Consider the following 19,070-nt stretch of genomic DNA (forward strand, 5'->3'; position numbering starts at 1 on the left):
AAAGGAGGCCGCTGTGGCCACCGACCTGGCGCCGCCTCCCGTGAAGGCGGCCCCCACCCGGGCGCGCCGCGAGAGGCTGTCGCCGCGCGCCGCGCTGCTGCGCTACCGCTGGCTCTACCTGATGCTCCTGCCCGGCCTCGCGTACTTCGCGATCTTCAAGTACCTGCCGATGCGCGGCCTGGCCATCGCCTTCCAGGACTTCGTCCCGTTCCTCGGGTACGGCGGCAGCGAATGGGTGGGCGTCAAGCACTTCGAGGAGCTGTTCACCGGGCCCGACTTCGGCCGCCTGCTCGGCAACACGCTGATCCTCGCGTTCCTGACGATCGTGTTCGCCTTCCCTGCGCCCATCGTCGTGGCGCTGATGCTGAACGAGCTGCGGCTGAGCGTGCTCAAGCGCGCGGTCCAGTCCCTGATCTACATCCCGCACTTCCTGTCCTGGACGATCGTCGCGTCCCTGACCTACCTGCTGTTCTCGGTGGACTACGGGGTGATCGCGAACTTCGTGTACGGCGTCGCCGGCGGTGCCAAGGTCGACTATGTCGCCCAGGCCGAGTGGTTCCGGCCCATCATCGTGATGCAGACACTGTGGAAGTCGACCGGCTGGGGCACGATCATCTACCTGGCGGCGCTCGCGGGTGTGAACTCCGACCTGTACGAGGCCGCCCGCATCGACGGCGCCGGGCGGTGGCGGCAGTTCTGGCACGTCACGCTGCCGGCGATCCGGCCCACCATCGTCGTCATGGCCATCCTCACCTCGGGCCACCTGCTGGACAACAGCTTCGAGCAGATCTGGCTCATGACCAACTCGCTGAACCGCTCGGTGGCCGACGTGTTCGACACCTACGTCTACTACATCGGCATCACGCAGGGCGGCTACAGCTACGCCACGGCCGTGGGCCTGTTCAAGGGAGTCGCGGGCGTCCTGCTGATCTTCGGCTGCAACTGGCTGGCCAAGCGCCTCGGCCAGCGCGGACTGTTCTGAGGAGCGCGGCATGTCCACCCCGCAACCGGTCAGGCACCATGGCTCGCTCGGCAGCCGGATCTTCGACGTCCTCAACGTCACGCTGCTCCTGGGCCTGGCGCTGGTCACGGTCCTGCCGTTGCTCTACGTCCTGGCCGCGTCGTTCGCCACCGAGTCGGAGATCGCCTCACGGCCGTTCTTCCTGTGGCCGGAGCGCTTCGTCACGAACACCTACGCGTACATCTTCCAGACCGGCACCTTCGTGCGGGCACTGATCACCACGATCTGCGTCACGGCGGTCGGCATGGTGGTCCAGGTGCTGCTGACCTTCACGATGGCCTACCCCCTGGCCAAGCGCTACCTGCCGGGCCGCGCGCTGGTGCTGAACCTCGTCATCTTCACGATCGTGTTCAGCGGCGGCCTGATCCCGACCTACCTGGTCGTCCGCGACCTGGGCCTGCTGAACACCTACTGGGCGCTGATCCTCCCCCTGGCGATCAACCCCTTCTACCTGATCATCGTCAAGAGCTTCTTCCAGGAGCTGCCGCAGGCGCTGGAGGAGGCGGCCCGCATCGACGGCTGCAGCGAGCTCGGCGTCTTCTGGCGGATCGTCATGCCGCTGTCCAAGCCGATCATCGCGACGTTCTCGCTGTTCTACGCGGTGGCCATCTGGAACGACTACATGTCGCCGCTGCTGTACATCGACGACAACAGGAAGTGGACGCTCCAGGTGATCGTCCGCCAGCTGACCGGGGCGGACGCGGAGAACGCCCTGTCCCAGCTCGACTCCGTCCTGTTCCCCGTCGAGGGCATGAAGTTCGCCGTCGTCGTCATCGCCACCCTGCCGATCCTGTTCTTCTATCCCTTCCTGCAGAAGCACTTCGCCAAGGGCGTCCTGATCGGCTCGGTCAAGGAGTGACGGAGCCGGCGCCCCACCCACGGAGGTTCATCTCGATGGAAGTCTCCCGGCGCGAGGTCCTGGCCGGCATGGCGGCCATGCCGCTGATCTCGATGCTCGACGGCGAGGGCGCCCCGGCAGCGGGCGCGGCCCCCGCCGTACCGGAGGTGCGGCTGACCTGGCTTGAGGGCAGGCCGGGCACCGCCGCGGCCTCCACCTGGGGCACGCCCTGGCCCAAGGGGGTCGTCCCCAAGGGACAGACGTTCGCGCTGGCCGACGGCACGCCCGTGCAGAGCTGGCCGCTGGCCTACTGGCCGGACGGTTCGCTGAAGTGGACCGCGCACGCGATCTCCGCGGACACTCCCGCCGAGTCCTACACCCTCCGCGCGGGCACGCCGGCGAAGCCCGCGACGCCGGTCACCGTCAGCGACCGGCAGAACCACGTGGACGTGGACACCGGCGTGATCCGGGCGCGCATCGGCAAGAGCGGCACGGAGCTGATCGGCCACATCTGGCGCGGCGACGTGGAGGTCGCCCGGAAGGGGCGGCTCGTCAACCTCAAGCAGGAAAGGATCGACGAGCACGAGGAGAAGACGACCTCCCTGGACCGCTACGAGAGCGACATCAAGAAGGTCGTCGTCGAGCAGGCCGGACCCGTGCGCGCCGTGATCCGGATCGAGGGCGGCTACGCCGGCAAGAGGGGTAAGTCCTGGCTGCCGTTCACCGTGCGGCTCTACTTCTACGCCGGCGCCGAGTCCATCCGCATGACACACACGTTCGTCTTCGATCGCGACGGGCAGCACGACGTCATCGCCGGGCTCGGCGTCCGGTTCCGGGTGCCGATGCGGGACGCCGCCTACGACCGCCACATCCGCTTCGTCGGCGAGGGCCACGGCATGCTCTCCGAAGCCGTGCAGGGGATCACGGGGCTGCGCCGCGACCCCGGCGCCGCGGTGCGGGCCGCCCAGATCGCGGGCACCGAACTGCCCGACCCCTCCACCTGGGACCAGCGGGTCACCACCCGCCTGCAGTACATCCCCGAATGGGGCGACCACTCGCTCAGCCAGCTGTCGTCGCAGGGCTTCACGCTGAAGAAGCGCACCAAGAAGGGCTACGGCTGGATCCCCGTCGACCAGGGCGGGCAGGCCTCCGGGCTCGGCTACGCGGGCGGCGTCGGCGGAGGCCTGGCCTTCGGGCTGCGCGACTTCTGGCAGCTCCACCCCACGCAACTCGACATCCGCGACGCCCACACCGACGAGGCCGAGGTCACCGTCTGGCTCTGGTCGCCGGAGGCGGGGCCGATGGACATGCGCTTCTACCACGACGGCATGGGCCAGGACACCTACCCCGAGCAGCTCGAAGGGCTCAACATCACCTACGAGGACTACGAGCCCGGCTTCGGCACGCCGTACGGCATCGCCCGCACCCACGAGCTCACGTTCTGGGCCCTGCCCGCCACCCCCTCCGCCGAACGGCTGGGGACGATGGCGGACCAGCTCCGCACTCCCCCGCAACTGGTCAACCCGGTCGCGCACCTGGTGTCGGCGAAGGTGTTCGGCGGACTGTTCTCGCCCGTCGACCGCTCGAACCCGGCCAGGGCCGCGGTGGAGGACCACCTCGACTTCCTCTTCACCTTCTACAAGGGGCAGGCCGAGCAACGCCACTGGTACGGATTCTGGAACTACGGCGACATCATGCACACCTTCGACGAGGACCGGAAGGTGTGGCGGTACGACGTCGGCGGCTACGCCTGGGACAACTCCGAGCTGTCACCCGACCTGTGGCTCTGGTACGCCTTCCTGCGCTCGGGACGCGCCGACGTCTTCCGCTTCGCCGAGGCCATGACCCGGCACACCAGCGAGGTGGACGTCTACCATCTGGGCCCATGGGCGGGGCTCGGCACCCGGCACGGCGTGCAGCACTGGGCCGACAGCGCCAAGCAGCAGCGCATCTCCACCGCGATCTACCGCCGGTTCTACTACTACCTCACCGCCGACGAGCGCACCGGCGACCTCATGCGGGCGCTGGTCGACTCCGACACGACGTTCCTGGCGCTCGACCCGTTGCGGAAGATCCGCACCGAGCCGTACACGCCCGACCCGCACGCGCTGGCCGTCGGCCTCGGCACCGACTGGAGCGGACTGGCCGCCGCCTGGCTCACCGAATGGGAGCGCGGCGGCGACCCCGTCGCCGAGCGGAAGCTCAAGGCCACGATGCGGACGATCGCCGCGATGCCCAACGGCTTCGTCACCGGCGAGGGCCTGTACGACCTGGACACCGGCGAGTTCGCCCCCGCGGAGAAGAAGGTGTCGGTCTCCCACCTGTCGGCCATGTTCGGCCAGGTCGAGGTCTGCGCCGAGCTCATCGACCTGGTGGACGTGCCGGAGTTCGAGAAGGCGTGGCTGCAGTACTGCCGGCTGTTCAACGCCACCGCGGACGAGCAGACCGCCGAGACCGGCGCGTCGTTCGGCAACCTCATCCTGAGGCAGGGCCACTCCCGGCTCACCGCCTACGCCGCGGTCCGGCTCAAGCGGGACGACCTGGCCGCCCGGGCGTGGAAGGAGTTCTACACCGGCGACGGCTACGGGCCCAACCTGCCGTGGCGGGCCGAGAAGGTCGCCTCGACGCTCAACCCGACGGAGCAGGCTCCCTGGGTGTCCACCAACACCACCGCCCTGTACGGCCTGGCCGCCATCCAGAACCTCGCCCTGATCGGCGGCCAGATCACCGGCCCCTGACCGGCGGCGCGTCCGCTGTGCCGCCGGCCAGGATCGTCCGCACCGCGGACGCACCGGTCACCCCAGGGCCGGCGTGTGGGGTACCGGAACGACCCGCGCACCGCTCCTCACGACATGAACGTTTCACGCCCCATGCCCCCACGAATCCACGAAGACGCTGGTGGACGTCCTTTTCCCACACGAAAGGCGAGCGAGGTCACGTCGACGGCCTTGACCGTCGCGGACGAGCGATGCTCCTCTTTAATCGTTTCAGTCGGCTATGGCGAAGGAGCCCGCGGTCACTGGATCACCGGCTCCGGCGAGTCCGGTGGCCATGACGGTGTGCCCTGCGCCGACCACTGTGATCGGTCCCTGGCCTCCCCCGCGACGCCGGGGACCGCATCCTCCCCGGCAGAACGACACCTCGCCAACGCGTGCGCCCATCCAGGAGTGACCACGCGTTCGACCCCCCATCGGCGAACCCGCCGCAGGAGAAACGGACCGCCATGAAACTCATGCGCCTCGCCGTCGTGGCCGCCGCCCTCGCCACCGTGCTCGCGACCGTGCTCGCGGCGCCGCCGGGCGCCCAGGCCGCCGCCGGTGACGGGACGCCCACCGATCCGAACATCCGTTTCGTCGGCCGGTGGGACACGCGCGACAGCTCCGCCTACGTCCCGGGCTGGGCCGGCGCGTACCTGACCACCGGCTTCACCGGCACCACCGTCAGGCTGAAGCAGCGCAACACCATCGATCTCTACTACAGCATCGACGGCCGCCCCGACGTCTACCTGCAGGACGTGCGGGGCACGGTCAACCTCACCCCCACCCCACTCCCGGCCGGGAACCACACCCTGCGCGTGTCCTACCGCGTGGTGGCCGGCTCCTACCACGGTGACGCGGTGTTCCAGGGGCTGGTGCTCGACCCGGGCGCGCGCACCCTGCCCGCCCAGCCGGCCCGCGGCATGGTCGAGTTCGTCGGCGACTCCATCACCGTCGGCACCACCACCTCGAAGAACGCCCTCACCGCCTACGGGTGGCTGGTCGGCGAGCAGCTCGGACTCGACCACATGCAGGTCGCCCAGGGGGGCGCCTGTCTGGTCACCACCGCCGACGGCTGCGTCGGACTGGACCGCCGCTTCGTGAAGGTCAGCGCCGCCGACGGGGCCGTCGACCACGACTTCTCGCGCTACCAGGCGGACGTCGTCGTGATCAACCTCGGCACCAACGACGCCGGGCACGGCGTGTCCACGACCCAGTTCCAGAACTCCTACACCGGCCTGCTGCGCACCATCCGGGGCAAGTACCCGAAGGCCGCGATCCTGGCCCTGCAGACCTTCCGCGGGCGGTTCGTCCCGCAGACCCAGGCCGCGGTGCAGACCGTCAACAACGCCGGGCGACCGCAACGTCTTCTTCGTCGACACCGACGGATGGGTCCCGCCCGACGGCCTGTCCGACAGCGTCCACCCCAACGACGCCGGACACCGCGCGATCGCGGCCAAGCTGGCGCCGATCGTGGCCGAACACCTCCCCCCGCGCACCACCCCCACCCCGACACCGAGCCCGATACCGAGCCCGAGCCGGACACCGACCCCGACACCCTCCGCATCGCCCAGCCGCACCCCCTCGGCCTCGCCCACCCCCACCCCCTCCGCATCGCCGAGCGCCACGCCGAGCGGCCCGGCCGCCGGCTGTGACGTGCGCTACACCGTGACCAACCAGTGGCCCGGCGGCTTCCAGGGCGATGTCCACGTCACCAACACCGGCACCGGCACCCTGAACCCGTGGACGCTGCGCTGGACGTTCCCCGACGGCCAGCAGATCGGCCAGGGATGGAACGGCACGTTCGCCCAGACCGGGGCAACGGTCACCGTCACCGGCCCGGAGTGGAGCCCGGCGCTCGCCCCCGGCTCCTCCACGACCGTCGGCTTCACCGCGACCTGGAACGGCGCCAACAGCGTGCCCACCTCCTTCACCCTCAACGACGCCGGATGCCGGATCGCCTGACGGCACCGGCCGCCGCGCCCTGAGCGGGCGCGACGGCTGTCGCGACCAAGGAGATCGCCGTCACGCGGTCCCCCCAGACCACAACGCCTGAGAAAGCGAGAACGCGAATGAGCACGTTCCGGCGACGAGCCGCCGCCCTGATCACCTCGGCTGTGGCCGCGCTGACCGGGGCGCTGACGTGGGTGGCGGGGGCATCGCCCGCCGACGCCGCCACCGGGTGCGCCGTCACCTACCGGATCACCAACCAGTGGTCCGGCGGTTTCGGCGCGGACGTCACCGTGACCAACCTCGGCGACACGATCAACGGCTGGACCCTCACCTGGTCCTTCACCGCGGGCCAGCAGATCACCCAGGCGTGGAACGCGGCGGTCACGCAGACGGGAACCGCCGTCACCGCCGCAAACGCCGACTACAACCGCACCATCGCGAGCAACGCGTCGGTGAACTTCGGGTTCAACGGCTCGTGGACCTCCACCAACCCCACGCCGGCGAGCTTCACGCTCAACGGCGTCGTCTGCACCGGTGGGATCACGAGCAGCCCCAGCGCGTCCCCGACCCGTTTCCCCAGTCCCAGCCCAAGCCCCAGCCCCAGTCCAAGCCCCAGTCCAAGCCCCAGTCCAAGCCCGAGCCCGACGCCGAGTCCCAGCCCGGCTCCGGGCCGGATCACCGTCTGGCTGGCCGGCGACTCCACCGTCGCCAACAGTTCCGGCGCCCCCATCGTCGGCTGGGGCCGGGAACTCGGCCAGTACCTCACCACCGACGCCACCGTGGTGAACAACGCCGTCGGCGGCCGCAGCATCCAAACCTGGCTCTATGAGTCGGCCGTCACCGACCGCATGAACTCCGCAGGCGAGTGCGTCCTCAGCTCCACCGCCTACGCCTCCCGCTGGCAGTCCATGCTCAACGCCTCCACCGGGATGAAGGCCGGCGACTACCTGTTCATCCAGTTCGGCATCAACGACGGCTCGACCACCTGCCCCCGCCACGTCGGCGCCACCCGATATCGCGAACTGCTCACCGCCATGGTCAGCGCCGCCCGGCAGCGCGGCGCCACCCCCGTACTCGTGACGCCCGTGGCCGCCCTGACCTGCAGCGGAAGCACGGCCACGCCCAACCGCGGCTACGTCACCGACACCTTCGCCGTCGGCACCGCCACCGGCGCCCCGGTCATCGACCTGCACAAGCTGAGCTACACCCTCTACAACAGCCTGCACTTCTGCCCGTTCAACGGCGACTACACCTCAGGCCCGGTCGGGGCCTTCTTCGCCAACGACCACACCCACTTCGAGGCGGCAGGCGCCCACCAGATCGCCGGCCTCGTCGCCACCGCCGTACGCGACCAGCGGCTCGGCCTCGCGGCGTACCTCCGATAGAAGGCCTTGACCGGCCCGGCGCCCGTCCCAGGAGGGACCGCGCCGGGCCGGCGAGGAGGTGCGCCCCCGCCGCGCGGACGGGTCAGGCGGACGGGTCAGGACTGGGTGCGGCTCCACTGCTGGTTGGTGCCGCTGCCGCAGGTGTACTGGGTGATGTCGGCGCCGTCCGCCGTGGAGGCGTTGACGACGTCCAGGCACTTGCCGCTGTGCCGTGCCCTGAGCTGGAAGTAGCTGCCCGTGGCGACCCACTGCCACTGCTGGTTGGCACCACCGCCGCAGGTGTACTGGATGACGTTCGCCCCGTCGGCGGTGGACCCGCTCGCCACGTCCAGGCACTTACCGCTGTTCTGGCTCACCAGCCGGTAGTAGCCGCCGCCGGCGTCCTGGAACTGCCACTGCTGGTTGGCCCCGCCGTTCCAGGAGTACTGCTTCACCTCCGCGTTGTTCGCCGTCGACGCGCTGACCACGTCCACCACCTTTCCGCTGTGCCGGGCCGTGATCCGGTAGGAGGGGGTGGAGCCGCCGCCCGAGATGACGCCGGTCGCGGTGTCGATCGTGATCTGGGGATACCAGGTCAGGCTCATGCTGGTCGCGGACGGAAAGGTGATCGGCAGCCAGACGTACTGGGAGTCGTTCACCCGCCCGCCCCAGGCCCCGGCCCAGCGGTCACCCATGTACAGATAACTGGTCGTCGACGAGCCCTGGACGGGCAGCACGAACGCCGGCTGGGAGTTGAAGGTCGTGCCGTCGCCGACGTCGGTCCACCCGGTCCACGGTCCGGAGACGCTCGACGCGGTCGCGTATCGCGCCTGGTTCGGGTTCCAGCCGGTCGCCGCCGAGGTCAGCAGGAAATAGACACTCCCCCGTTTGAACATCGCCGGGGCCTCGCGATGGGCGTCGTTCCAGAAGTTGCCCACCAGCGTGCTGACGTTCAGGTAGTCCGGCGTGAGCCGGTAGATGTGAAGGTCGTAGTTCTCGTCGGCCGCCGAGATCATGTAGGCCGTGCCGTTGTCGTTGAAGAGGGTGATGTCCCTCGACATGTACTGCCCCAGCGGCCGGAAGCTGCCGTGGTAGGTGTAGTCGCCGTCCACCGTCGCGGAGGAGGCGACCGCGGCGCGGGCCTCGCTGTAGTCGGATCCGTTCTCCTTGTGCATCCACATGACGTATCTGCCGGTGGAGCTGTTGTAGATGACCTTCGGCCGCTCGATGTTCGCGACGTTGAGCTCGGGAGCCGACGACCGGGTCAGGACGTCCCTGCGGAACTCCCAGTGACTGAGGTCGGTGGATCGATAGACCGAGACCGCGCGGAAGGTGTTGTCGGGGTTGCGGTTCTCACCGAACCAGTAGTAGTAGTCGCCCACCTTCAGAACGCCGCCCCCGTGAGCGTGCAGCACGTTTCCACTGGTGTCGAGGAACTGGGTGCCGTTGGTGACGGTCACGGCGGACGCGTGAGCCGGCGCCGGGAGACCGACGGCGGCGGCGGCGAGCAGGATGAGGGCCGCGATCGCCCGGTGAAGGCTCCTGCCGGGAGCACCGAGTGTCATCGTCTCTCCCGTCAACCCGCCGATACGATGTTCCACTGCTGGTTGGTGCTGCCGCTGTCCGCGTACTGGCCCAGCGCGGAGCCGTTGGATGTGCGCCCCATGCCGTCCAGATAGAGACCGGTCGCACGGTTCTTGATCCGCACGTTGTTGGCGGCGGTCACGACCGACCACTGCTGGTTGGTGCCGCTGCCGTCCCCGTACTGAGCCACCGCGGAGCCGTTGGACGTGCGCCCCATGCCGTCCAGATAAAGACCGGTCGCACGGTTCTTGATCCGCACGTAGTTGCCGACGTTCTCGATGGTCCATTGCTGGTTGGTGCTGGTGCTGTTCGCGTACTGGCCGGCGTCGGACCCGGCGGTGCCGCGGCCCATGCCGTCGATGTACAGACCGGTGCCCGCGTTCCGGATACGCACATAGGTGCCGCCTCCGGCGCCGACCCCCCAGGCGTACTGCAGCCGGACCAGGCCCGAGGGGTTCACCAGCGACAGTTTGGTGTTCGCGCCGCTTCCGCTCCTGCTCGTCAGGCTGTACCAGTCGCCGTCACGCAGGCCCGGCCAGTACACGCTTCCCACACCGAGGCTGCGGAGCTTGCCGCTGACGCCCCGGATGTAGTCGGCGAAGAGCGACCCGCTGGGAATGCTGTAGTCGATGGGGTTCCACTGGACGTCGTACTTGCTGCCGGGGCCCATCGGGCCGCCCCACTCGGTGACGACCGTGCGGTCGGCGTAGTTGCCGATGGACCTGCCGATGTGGTCGGCCCACTCGTTCTCGCTGTCGTAGGGCGGGCTGACGAAGAAGGTGTAGTCGTGCACCGCGAGCAGCGTGCCGTTCAGGCGGCTGTCACCGCCGACCGCGCCGATGTTCGTGGCGTAGCCGCCGCCGTCGAGGATCACCCGGCCGCGGGGAACGCCGGCGTACCTGCTCAGCCAGGCGTTGTACATGTTGGTCAGGTCGGTCGTGTTGTACCCGTACGGCTCGTTGATGACCTCGAAGTAGGCGTTCGGGTTGCCCGCGTACTTCCCGACGACCTTGTCCCACATCTGGTTGAAGGCGGTCATGTTGGGTGGCTTGCCGCCGCTGTAGGCCCAGTACGCGAAGATCACGTTGCCCTTGCCGAGCGCGGTGTCGATCGCCCCGGTGTAGGTCTCCCAGTAGTTCGCCACGGTCGGCTCGTTGATCGGGATCCGTACGGTGTTGGCGCCGGTGATCGAGTAGAGCTGGCCGACCACCTGGTCGGCCGTCGCGGCCGCGGAGGAGTAGGTGTCGGACGAACCGAGCCCGGACACGTAGAGCACGCCGTTGACGAAGTTGTCCCTCGCGTCGGCCCAGTTGACGCCCCTCAGCTGATTGGTGGACGCATGGGCCGCGGTGGAGGTGACGCTCACCATGCTTCCGACGAGCGCTAACACCGCCAACAGCCGGAACGCGATGAACGCGCCCCATGCTCCCGCGGCATGACGAGAAGATCTCACGAACGCATCCCTTCTGTGTCCACCACTCCTGCAGCCCTGGAGCGCGGACGGTCGCTTTGGCTCTCACCGGGACGCAGGTCTCGGTGCGTGAAGCCGGAGCGCCACGCCGGCGAGGATTGTTGGCGCTGACATCGCGAGTCGGCGGGGTGGTGGCGTAGTCGCTATCGGTTCACGGGGGACGAGGGCCTCGTCGGCGGGGGTGAATGACGGCGAAGACGACTACTCCTGTCCTTCACCGGCTGCTTGAGGCGAGCTCGCGAGAGTCAGTGTGAAAACCCGCACGTATCATGTCAAGACCATGTACGAACGATTTCGATCGTTGTGTTCATAACAGACCACGACGAGGGTCGATGACGGCCCTGACGAGGAAGGCCGGACGACCGTGGGTCCGCCGAGAGTGTGCCGGTGAAAGTTTCACCATGCAGACGGATGCCCGCGAGCCGGACGGGACGGTTCATACACATCATCTTCGATCAACTTCGATCGCTACACTGGTTCCGGCGAGGAGGACGATGACTGGAACCAGAACCGGCGGCGGGGCGGCGGATTCCGTTCGCGGTCCTCTACTCGAGGTCTGGGAATCCGCGGCTTCGGCAGAGAATCTGGCCCGCGTCCTTCTGCCATCGGATGCCGCGCTGCCGGCGCCCGCGGCCGACAACGCCCTGTGGGCGCCGATCAGGGATAACGGCGGCGACGCCATGCTCGCCGTACGGCGAAGGGCGGAGACCGAACGGGGGACGCCGTGGCCGCAACCGCTGGCCTCGCAGTATGCCCGTTTCTTCCGCGACGGCGATCGCACGGGCTATGAGAGCCAGGTGTTCGAGCGTCAGGACCGGCTGACCCGGGCCGTGCTCATGGCGGTGACGACGCGTCAGGAGACATGGCTGGACGAGACCGTCGACGGAATACTCCTGCTGTGCGAGCAGAGCTCCTGGTGCTGGCCGGCACACGAGGAGTCGTGTCCCGCGCGCGGGACGGTGCTCCCGGACACCGACAGGCCGTGCCTCGATCTCGGGGCCGCCGACGTCGCCGCGCAACTGGCCTGGGCCGATCAACTCCTCGGGACCTCGCTGGACGAGCGGTTCCCGGGGCTGCGGGGCCGGCTGCGGTCGGAGACCCGTACGCGCGTCCTCCACCCCTTCCTGCGACGGCGTGACTGGCACTGGCTGGGGCTGGACGGCGACGTCCACAACTGGTGCCCGTGGATCTGCGGCAACCTGCTCGTCGCCGCCTTGCGTCTGTGCGAGCACGACGAGGAGCGGGTCACGCTGGTCTCCCTGGCCGTGGCAGGCATCGACCGATACCTCGCGGCGCTCCCGCCGGACGGTTCCGTGGACGAGGGCTACGAGTACTGGTGGAACGGCGCGTGCCGGGCGCTCGAAGCCCTGGACGTCCTGGAACACGCGACGTCGGGGGCGCTGCGCGCGGTGGACGTCCCGGTCGTGCGGGAGACCGTGCGTTTCCCGCATCGCATGCATCTCGGCGGGCCCTGGTATGTGAACTTCGCGGACGCACGGGCCCGCCCACCGGCCGATCAGCCCTGGCACGTGCCCTACCGCTGGGCTCGCCGGCTCGGTGACCGGGACGCGATGCGGCACGCGGCCTCCCGGCGCGCTGCGGCGATCTCCGCGTCGGCCGAGCTCGGGCGCGCCGTGAGCGAGCTGCTCGATCCGCACTGGCGCGAGGCCGAGCGGAGCGGGCCGCCGTTGACATCCGGCGTGTGGTTGCCGGGAACCCAGGTGGGCGTGGCGCGGTCGGCGGCCGGGACGGAGCTCGGCCTCGCCGTCGCGGTCAAGGGCGGGCACAACGGGGAGCACCACAATCACAACGACGTCGGCTCCGTCATCGTCGCGGTGGACGGCGTTCCGGTGCTGGTCGACGCGGGCCGTCCCACCTATACGGCGCAGACGTTCGGGCCCGGGCGCTACGGCATCTGGACGATGCAGAGCAGCTGGCACAACGTTCCCGAGGTCCGGGGAACCCCGCAGGGGCAGGGAGGCGAGTTCCGGGCTCGGCGCGTCGAAGCGGTGGAGGAACCCGATCGCTTCACGGTGCGCATGGATCTCGCCGCCGCCTATCCCGTCCCCGGGCTGGAGCGGTGGCGGCGGACGGTGGAGCTCGACCGGGGCGTGCCCCGCGTGACGGTCGAGGACCGCTGGCGCTTCGCCGCCGACGAGGGTGGGTCCGTCCCGAGCGCCCTGCACTTCCTGCTGGCCGGCCACGTCGAGCGGCACGCGGCCGGGGGCGTGCGCGTACGGGCGCGGGCGGGGAGCCGCCCCGTGCTCGTCACCTGGCGCCCTCAGGCGCTGACCGCCGTGCTGACGCCTCGGGCGCTGGAGGATCCGATGCTCTCGGCCGTATGGGGCGAGAATCTGACCAGGCTGGCCCTGGTCGTGCCGAGCACGCGGCGGGGAGTCATCGACATACGGGTGGAGGTTGACGAATGACGGTGTCCGACTCGGCCGCACCGCTTCCGGACGAGCGACGGGCCCAGGTCATCGAGCTGCTACGGCGGCGCGGTGTCCTGCGTGTCAACGAGTTGGCGTCGGAGCTGGACGTGTCGGCCATCACCATTCGCCGCGACATCGCCCTCCTCGCCTCCCAGGGGCTCATCCGCCGCGTCCGCGGCGGAGCCGCCCTCCTCCGCAGGCCCGTGGCCGAGGCGCCGATCAGTCAGGCACCCGGGGACCGGCCGCCTCCGCAGCCGGCGCAGGACGCGGCCGAGGAGGCGAAGGCTCAGGTGACGATCGGGATGGTGGTCCCCTCGCTGGACTACTACTGGCCCGATGTCATCCGCGGAGTGCGTGAGGCGGCGGCCGCCTCCGACACGCGCGTCGTCCTGAGGGGCGCGACCTACCAGGCCGCCGACGAGCGGCGTCAGCTCTCCTGGCTGGTGGATTCCGTGGGAGTCGACGGCCTCCTGGTGGCGCCGACCACCACCGGCGAGGACGGGGAGGCGCTGGTGCGCTGGCTCCAGTCCGCCGAGGTGCCCGTGGTCCTCGTCGAGCGTGCCGCCGTCGTCGGGCCCTACCAGGAGGCGATGGAGTCCGTGGTCAGCGACCACGTGTTCGGAGCCGCCATGGCCGTGCGGCATCTGGCCGCGCTGGGTCATCGGCGGATCGGAGTGATCACGACGAAGGAGAGCCCGACGAGTCCGCACGTGCGGCGCGGCTGGCGGCAGGCCTGCGAGGAACTCGGCCTCGGGCTCGACGACGCGCTGGATGCCGACACGGTCGACCGGAGAGATCCCGAGTGGCCTCACGTACTCGACGACCTGCTCGACGAGTGCGTCGCCTCCGCGACGACCGCGCTGCTCGTCCACTCCGACCCGGAGGCCATCTCCCTGGTTGAACGCTGTCAGGAACGCGGCATCCGGATTCCCGGCGATCTCGCCGTCGTCACCTACGACGACGAGGTGGCCGAACTCTGCGACCCTCCGCTGACCGCGGTCCGCCCTCCCAAGGCGGCCATCGGGCGGGCCGCCTTCGCGCTCCTCGCGGACCGTATCGCCGACCAGGACGCGCACCGTCCCGCGCATCGGGTCGTCATCGAACCCCGCCTGATCGTCCGCTCGTCCTCGTCATGAGCCGGGCTTCCAGCCTGTCGGTGGTCCCGTCCGGCCAGACGACGACCATCCCGGCGCCGTCCCGGTGCACGGCCGGCGGCTCCTCCGGTTCCCGCCCGCCGAGGAAGACCGCCGCGTCGTACCAGATGCCGGGCCGGGCCGCTCCGGTCGTGGCGCACCACGGGACGGATATCCGGGCCGCGAGCGGCGAGGCGTCCTCGGCCGGCACGACGCCGGAGGCGTCCAGCCCTTCCCCGCCTGTCACCATGGAGTGCGCGGCGTCGTCCGACACCATGGCCGTGGCCTTGCGGGCCCTTCCCGCCCCCGGCAGCGGCCATCCGCCGACGCGGAGCACGCCCTGCTCGTCCCCCGCCTCCGACACCTGGACGAGGCGTACCTCCCAGGGGCCGCGCACGGCCGAGATCAGGTGAATCCACGGACCGAGGCGCACCCGGCCCTCGCGCCCGTACCCGTGATCGGGGCGCGTGCGATCGGGCTCGACCCAGTGCGCCTGCCACCGGGACGCGCCGACGAGCGTCCCGGTGGGCAGGCGGTCGACGGCAAGGGTCTCGAACCCGGTGCGGTGACTGGGTTCGCCGCCGTCAGTGAGGATCACGACCGACTGGTCCAGCGGGTGCTCGGCGTGCTCTCCGGCGAGTACGGGCGAGGTGGCCGTCGAATATCCGAGGCGTGCGTACAGCGGGGAGTCGGTCAGGGTGGACCCGGGGCGGGAGTGGTCCGTGCCGTGGTTGGTCACCCGCACGATGCCGTCCGCCCGCGTTCCGCTGACGAGCCATCCGGGCGAGGAGACGACGAGGTGGAAGTCGTGGGACTCGACCGGCAGGGGCTCCTCCACGGCCGTCCAGACCGGGTGGTCGGCGGAGAGGGACAGTCCCAGGAAGCCCTTCGCCGCCCAGTACGGTGACCCTGGACCGGAGTAGGACTGGGCGATCGGCCGCCACGGCCGGTGCCAGCCCAGCGTCAGCAGGCCCTCCTCGTCGGGCGCACCGTGGTCGGCGAAGTGCCGGGCGATGCCGGAGGCGGCGCGGCGCAGCACACCGGGCGCGGGCGTCGTGACGCCCGAGCGCGCGCCTAGCCAGAACTGGGCCGCGGTGGCGAACCGGTAGGTCAGGCTGCGGCCCTGGACGAGCGGCGAGCCGTCGGCGCCGACGAGGTGGACGGCGTCGTGCAGGTATCGCTCAAGCCGGCGCAGATAGACCGGCCGTCGCGCGTCCGCCTCGGGGTCTCCGGCGGCCATCTCGGTCCAGATGAGCGGGTAGAAGTGCAACGCCCATCCGACGTAATGGTCGTAGGCGCGTTCCGCGCCGTCGGCGTACCAGCCGTTGTCCCGGACGAAGCCGTCCGTCAGCGCGAGTCCCGCCTCGATGTCCTCCCGCGCGAACGGGCCGCCGGCGGAGGCGAGGAACTGCTCGACGACGATCTGGAACCAGATCCAGTTGATCGGCGGATAGTGCGCGCCGATCGCCGGCGCGAGGTAGTCGACCACCCGCTCCTGCGCCCTCGGTGTCAGGCGGTCCCACAACCACGGCCGGGTGAGGTGGAGGACCAAGGCGATCGACGCGGCCTCGACCTTGGCCTGGTCGTGCTCGTCGAGCCGCACCCAGCGGTCGGGCGAATCGGGGTCGGTGCCCGCGGCCAGGCCCTCGGCGTACCACTCCATGAGGTTCAGCGGGTCGCGCCCGTTCTCTCCGGCCACCCGGAATCCGGCGGCGAGGAACGTGCGCGCGAATCCCTCGAGCGCGTCGACGTCCGGACCGTAGCCTCCAGGGGCGCCGGGGAACGAGATGCGCGCGTGCGACGCCGAGGCGTGCCGGCGGGCCGCCAGCAGGACGCGGTCGGCGAGTGCCGCCCAGTGCACCCGGGTCCACCCGGTGAAGGGCGAGAGCCGCAGGTCGTCGAGGTCGCCCGGCATCGCGCGTGTCCCTTCGTATGGACGGCCGAAGACGACGCCGTCATCGTGCGCGGTGATGTTTACGTAACCATCGTGGAGGTGATCGTGGCAGCACCGCTCGGTCCCGTCAAGAGAGGATGAGCGATGGCGCCTCCTTCGATCAAGAACGATCGTCAGCCCTGATCACTCTGATTAACACGGTATTGACGTGATTGAAACGATCGGACATGATCGGCGCACTGGTAAGCGCTTTCCCTAAGGATCGTGAGTGACGAACGGACGACGGCCTCACGCGCTGCTGGTCATGGACCCCGCGACGTTCACCGTGCAGTTCCAGGAGCCGCAGCTCCGCCGGTTGCACGGTCTGGTCGAGCTCGGCGAACCGATCGTGACCGGCGACCTCGACGCATCGCACGTACGGCGCCGGCTGCGCGAGGTCGAGGTGCTGATGACCTCGTGGGGCTGCCCGCCGCTGACGGCCGAGCGGCTGTCCGACGCCCCGCGGCTGCGAGCGATCTTCCACTGCGCGGGCACGGTGCGCGACTTCGTCACCGACGAGGTCTGGCGCCGCGGGATGCTGGTCACCAACGCCGCCCACGAGAACGCTATCCCGGTCGCCGAGTTCACCCTCGCCGCGATCATCTTCGCGGGCAAGAAGGCCCCGTTCCTCGCGCAGGACGCGCGTGCGCATCGGCAGGACTGGTCGTACGCCGCGCGCCGCGGAGAGCTGTCCAACCGCGGGCGGACGATCGGCGTCGTGGGGTTCTCCCGCGTGGGACGCCGGGTCGTCGAACGGCTCCGCAGTCTGGAGGTCGACGTCCTCGTCGCGGACCCCTACGCGGACGCGGCCCAGGTGAGCGCCGCGGGCGCCCGCCTGGTGCGGCTGCCCGAGCTGCTGCCGCGCTCCGACGTGCTCACGCTCCACGTGCCCGCGCTTGCGTCCACCCGCCACCTCATCGGGGCTGCCGAGCTGGCCCTGCTGCCCGACGGCGCGACCGTGATCAACACGGCGCGCGGCGCGGTCCTGGACACCTCGGCCCTGGAGCGCGAGTGCGTCCGGGGGCGCCTCGACGCGATCCTCGACGTGACCGACCCGGAGCCGCTCCCAGCGGGTTCACCACTGTACGACCTGCCCAATGTCATGATCACCCCCCACATCGCCGGATCGCTCGGATCGGAGACCCGGCGGATGAGCGAGAGCGCTCTCGACGAACTCGAGCGCTACCTGTCCGGTCAACCGCCCCGCGCGGTCGTGACCGCCGACGAGTTCAAGGTCAGCGCCTGACCCGGCGCAGGGAAGGAGACCGGAGTGATGATCGCTTCGACCACGGCGGGAGGAGTCCGCCGTTTCGCCAGGTTCACGGGAGCAGCGGTCGCGCTCGCGTTGGCTCTGACCGCGTGCGGCCGCGGTTCCGAGGAGCCGGAGAGCGGCGGGGCCGTCACCCTGAGCGTCGCCGTGTGGAACCTCGCCAAGACCCCCGAGTTCACCGCGCTGTTCGACGCCTTCCAGCGGGCGAACCCCGGCATCACGATCAAGCCGGTGGACATCCTCGCCGACGACTACCCCGACAAGGTCACGACCATGCTCGCAGGCGGTGACCGGACCGACGTCATCACGATGAAGAACGTCACGGACTACTCGCGCTACTCCAGCCGCGGGCAGCTCCTGGACATCACCGATCTGGTCACGTCGGCCGACACCTCGAAGCTGGCGGGCCTTCCCGCGTTCAACGTGAAGGACAAGTACTACGCGCTGCCCTACCGGCAGGACTTCTGGCTGCTCTACTACAACAAGAAGTCCTTCGAGAAGGCGGGCGTCACCATGCCCGAGCACCTGACCTGGGACGAGTACGCGAAACTCGCCCGGAGCCTCACGCACGACGAAGGAGGCAAGAAGGTCTACGGCACCTACCACCACACGTGGCGGTCGGTCGTGCAGGCCATCGCCGCCGCGCAGACCGGTGGCGACCAGCTCGGCGGCGACTACTCGTTCTTCCGCGACCAGTACGAGATGGCGCTCGGGCTGCAGAAGGACGGCTCGGCCCTCGACTTCGGCACGGCGAAGGCACAGAAGTCCGACTACCGGACGTTGTTCGAGAGCGGTGCCACGGCGATGTTGCCGATGGGCACGTGGTACATCTCCGGCATCCTCGAGCAGAAGCAGAAGGGCGCCACGGACGTCGACTGGGCCCTGGCGCCGATGCCGCAGCGGCCGGGAGCCTCCGGGGTGACCACGTTCGGCTCGCCGACCGCCTTCGCGGTGAACAAGCGGGCCGCGCACGCCGACGCGGCCAAGAAGTTCGTGCAGTTCGCCGCGGGCCAGGCCGGCGCCGAGGCGATCAGCAAGGTGGGCGTGGTGCCGGCGCTGCAGAGTCCCGAGATCACCAAGTCGTACTTCTCCAACAAGGGGATGCCCGCCGACGAACTGTCCAAGAAGGCCTTCCAGCCCGACAAGGTGGTGCTGGAGATGCCGGTCAGCGAACACACCTCCGACGTCGACACGATCCTCAACGAGGAGCACGAGCTCATCATGGTCGGCGACAAGTCGATCGACGAGGGCATCCGCTCGATGGGCGACCGCGTGAAGAGCGAAGTGCTCAACTAGCACGGGGCGTCTCGGTGCA

The 19,070-nt window shown here is 69.8% G+C and carries 13 protein-coding genes; 10 read left to right on the plus strand and 3 right to left on the minus strand.

Translation table 11 applies throughout. The features are described from left to right. Window positions 1-13: 13 nt before the first annotated feature. The 6 genes from ABZ860_RS38000 (at window position 14) to ABZ860_RS38025 (ending at window position 7,953) form a co-directional block, all read left to right on the plus strand. A complete protein-coding gene (locus ABZ860_RS38000; RefSeq protein WP_357230063.1) occupies window positions 14-982 on the plus strand; it encodes an ABC transporter permease subunit in 969 nt (322 codons plus the stop codon). Window positions 983-992: 10 nt separating this feature from the next. Continuing rightward, window positions 993-1,880 (plus strand): carbohydrate ABC transporter permease, encoded by an 888-nt coding sequence (locus ABZ860_RS38005; RefSeq protein ID WP_357230065.1) that lies wholly within the window; start codon window positions 993-995, stop codon window positions 1,878-1,880. Between the two features lie 35 nt (window positions 1,881-1,915). Beyond that, a complete protein-coding gene (locus tag ABZ860_RS38010) occupies window positions 1,916-4,597 on the plus strand; it encodes a Tat pathway signal sequence domain protein (RefSeq protein ID WP_357230067.1) in 2,682 nt (893 codons plus the stop codon). Between the two features lie 485 nt (window positions 4,598-5,082). After that, on the plus strand, window positions 5,083-6,270 hold the full coding sequence (locus ABZ860_RS38015; RefSeq protein WP_357230069.1) for a GDSL-type esterase/lipase family protein: 1,188 nt from the start codon (window positions 5,083-5,085) through the stop codon (window positions 6,268-6,270). 1 nt (window position 6,271) lies between these two features. Further along, window positions 6,272-6,580, plus strand: coding sequence for a cellulose binding domain-containing protein (locus ABZ860_RS38020; protein ID WP_357230071.1), 309 nt, complete (start codon window positions 6,272-6,274; stop codon window positions 6,578-6,580). 107 nt (window positions 6,581-6,687) lie between these two features. After that, window positions 6,688-7,953: a cellulose binding domain-containing protein gene (locus ABZ860_RS38025; protein ID WP_357230073.1), complete on the plus strand. Its 1,266-nt coding sequence runs from the start codon at window positions 6,688-6,690 to the stop codon at window positions 7,951-7,953. A gap of 95 nt (window positions 7,954-8,048) precedes the next feature. Here the strand turns inward: ABZ860_RS38025 and ABZ860_RS38030 are convergent, their stop codons facing one another. After that, window positions 8,049-9,497, minus strand: coding sequence for an RICIN domain-containing protein (locus tag ABZ860_RS38030; RefSeq protein ID WP_357230075.1), 1,449 nt, complete (start codon window positions 9,495-9,497; stop codon window positions 8,049-8,051). A gap of 11 nt (window positions 9,498-9,508) precedes the next feature. Beyond that, window positions 9,509-10,969, minus strand: coding sequence for an RICIN domain-containing protein (locus tag ABZ860_RS38035; RefSeq protein WP_357230077.1), 1,461 nt, complete (start codon window positions 10,967-10,969; stop codon window positions 9,509-9,511). Between the two features lie 512 nt (window positions 10,970-11,481). Here ABZ860_RS38035 and ABZ860_RS38040 point away from each other — a divergent pair. Then, entirely contained in the window at window positions 11,482-13,416 is a 1,935-nt protein-coding gene (locus ABZ860_RS38040; protein WP_357230078.1) for a heparinase II/III family protein, read from the plus strand. Beyond that, complete coding sequence (locus tag ABZ860_RS38045; RefSeq protein ID WP_357230080.1) at window positions 13,413-14,555, plus strand: substrate-binding domain-containing protein; 1,143 nt, start codon at window positions 13,413-13,415, stop codon at window positions 14,553-14,555. The genes ABZ860_RS38040 and ABZ860_RS38045 overlap by 4 nt, the downstream gene beginning before the upstream one ends. Here the strand turns inward: ABZ860_RS38045 and ABZ860_RS38050 are convergent. Further along, window positions 14,515-16,467 carry a DUF2264 domain-containing protein gene (locus tag ABZ860_RS38050; protein ID WP_357230082.1) on the minus strand — a complete coding sequence of 651 codons (1,953 nt, stop codon included), beginning with the start codon at window positions 16,465-16,467 and terminating at the stop codon, window positions 14,515-14,517. The genes ABZ860_RS38045 and ABZ860_RS38050 overlap by 41 nt on opposite strands. A gap of 247 nt (window positions 16,468-16,714) precedes the next feature. Here ABZ860_RS38050 and ABZ860_RS38055 point away from each other — a divergent pair, with 247 nt between their 5' ends. Then, window positions 16,715-17,731 carry a hydroxyacid dehydrogenase gene (locus tag ABZ860_RS38055; protein WP_357230084.1) on the plus strand — a complete coding sequence of 339 codons (1,017 nt, stop codon included), beginning with the start codon at window positions 16,715-16,717 and terminating at the stop codon, window positions 17,729-17,731. 27 nt (window positions 17,732-17,758) lie between these two features. Next, window positions 17,759-19,051, plus strand: a complete 1,293-nt coding sequence (locus ABZ860_RS38060; RefSeq protein WP_357230086.1) for a sugar ABC transporter substrate-binding protein — start codon at window positions 17,759-17,761, stop codon at window positions 19,049-19,051. Window positions 19,052-19,070 lie beyond the last annotated feature (19 nt).

Origin of the sequence: Microbispora sp. NPDC046973, from assembly GCF_040644495.1 — a bacterium.
In the GTDB taxonomy this organism is placed as follows: Bacteria; Actinomycetota; Actinomycetes; order Streptosporangiales; family Streptosporangiaceae; genus Microbispora.

Coding starts and splice junctions, on each gene's coding strand:
- ABZ860_RS38060 (WP_357230086.1), top strand. CDS start 17,759: ATGATCGCTTCGACCACGGCGGGAGGAGTCCGCCGTTTCGCCAGGTTC.
- ABZ860_RS38045 (WP_357230080.1), top strand. CDS start 13,413: ATGACGGTGTCCGACTCGGCCGCACCGCTTCCGGACGAGCGACGGGCC.
- ABZ860_RS38040 (WP_357230078.1), top strand. CDS start 11,482: ATGACTGGAACCAGAACCGGCGGCGGGGCGGCGGATTCCGTTCGCGGT.
- ABZ860_RS38010 (WP_357230067.1), top strand. CDS start 1,916: ATGGAAGTCTCCCGGCGCGAGGTCCTGGCCGGCATGGCGGCCATGCCG.
- ABZ860_RS38025 (WP_357230073.1), top strand. CDS start 6,688: ATGAGCACGTTCCGGCGACGAGCCGCCGCCCTGATCACCTCGGCTGTG.
- ABZ860_RS38005 (WP_357230065.1), top strand. CDS start 993: ATGTCCACCCCGCAACCGGTCAGGCACCATGGCTCGCTCGGCAGCCGG.
- ABZ860_RS38050 (WP_357230082.1), bottom strand. CDS start 16,467: ATGCCGGGCGACCTCGACGACCTGCGGCTCTCGCCCTTCACCGGGTGG.
- ABZ860_RS38030 (WP_357230075.1), bottom strand. CDS start 9,497: ATGACACTCGGTGCTCCCGGCAGGAGCCTTCACCGGGCGATCGCGGCC.
- ABZ860_RS38015 (WP_357230069.1), top strand. CDS start 5,083: ATGAAACTCATGCGCCTCGCCGTCGTGGCCGCCGCCCTCGCCACCGTG.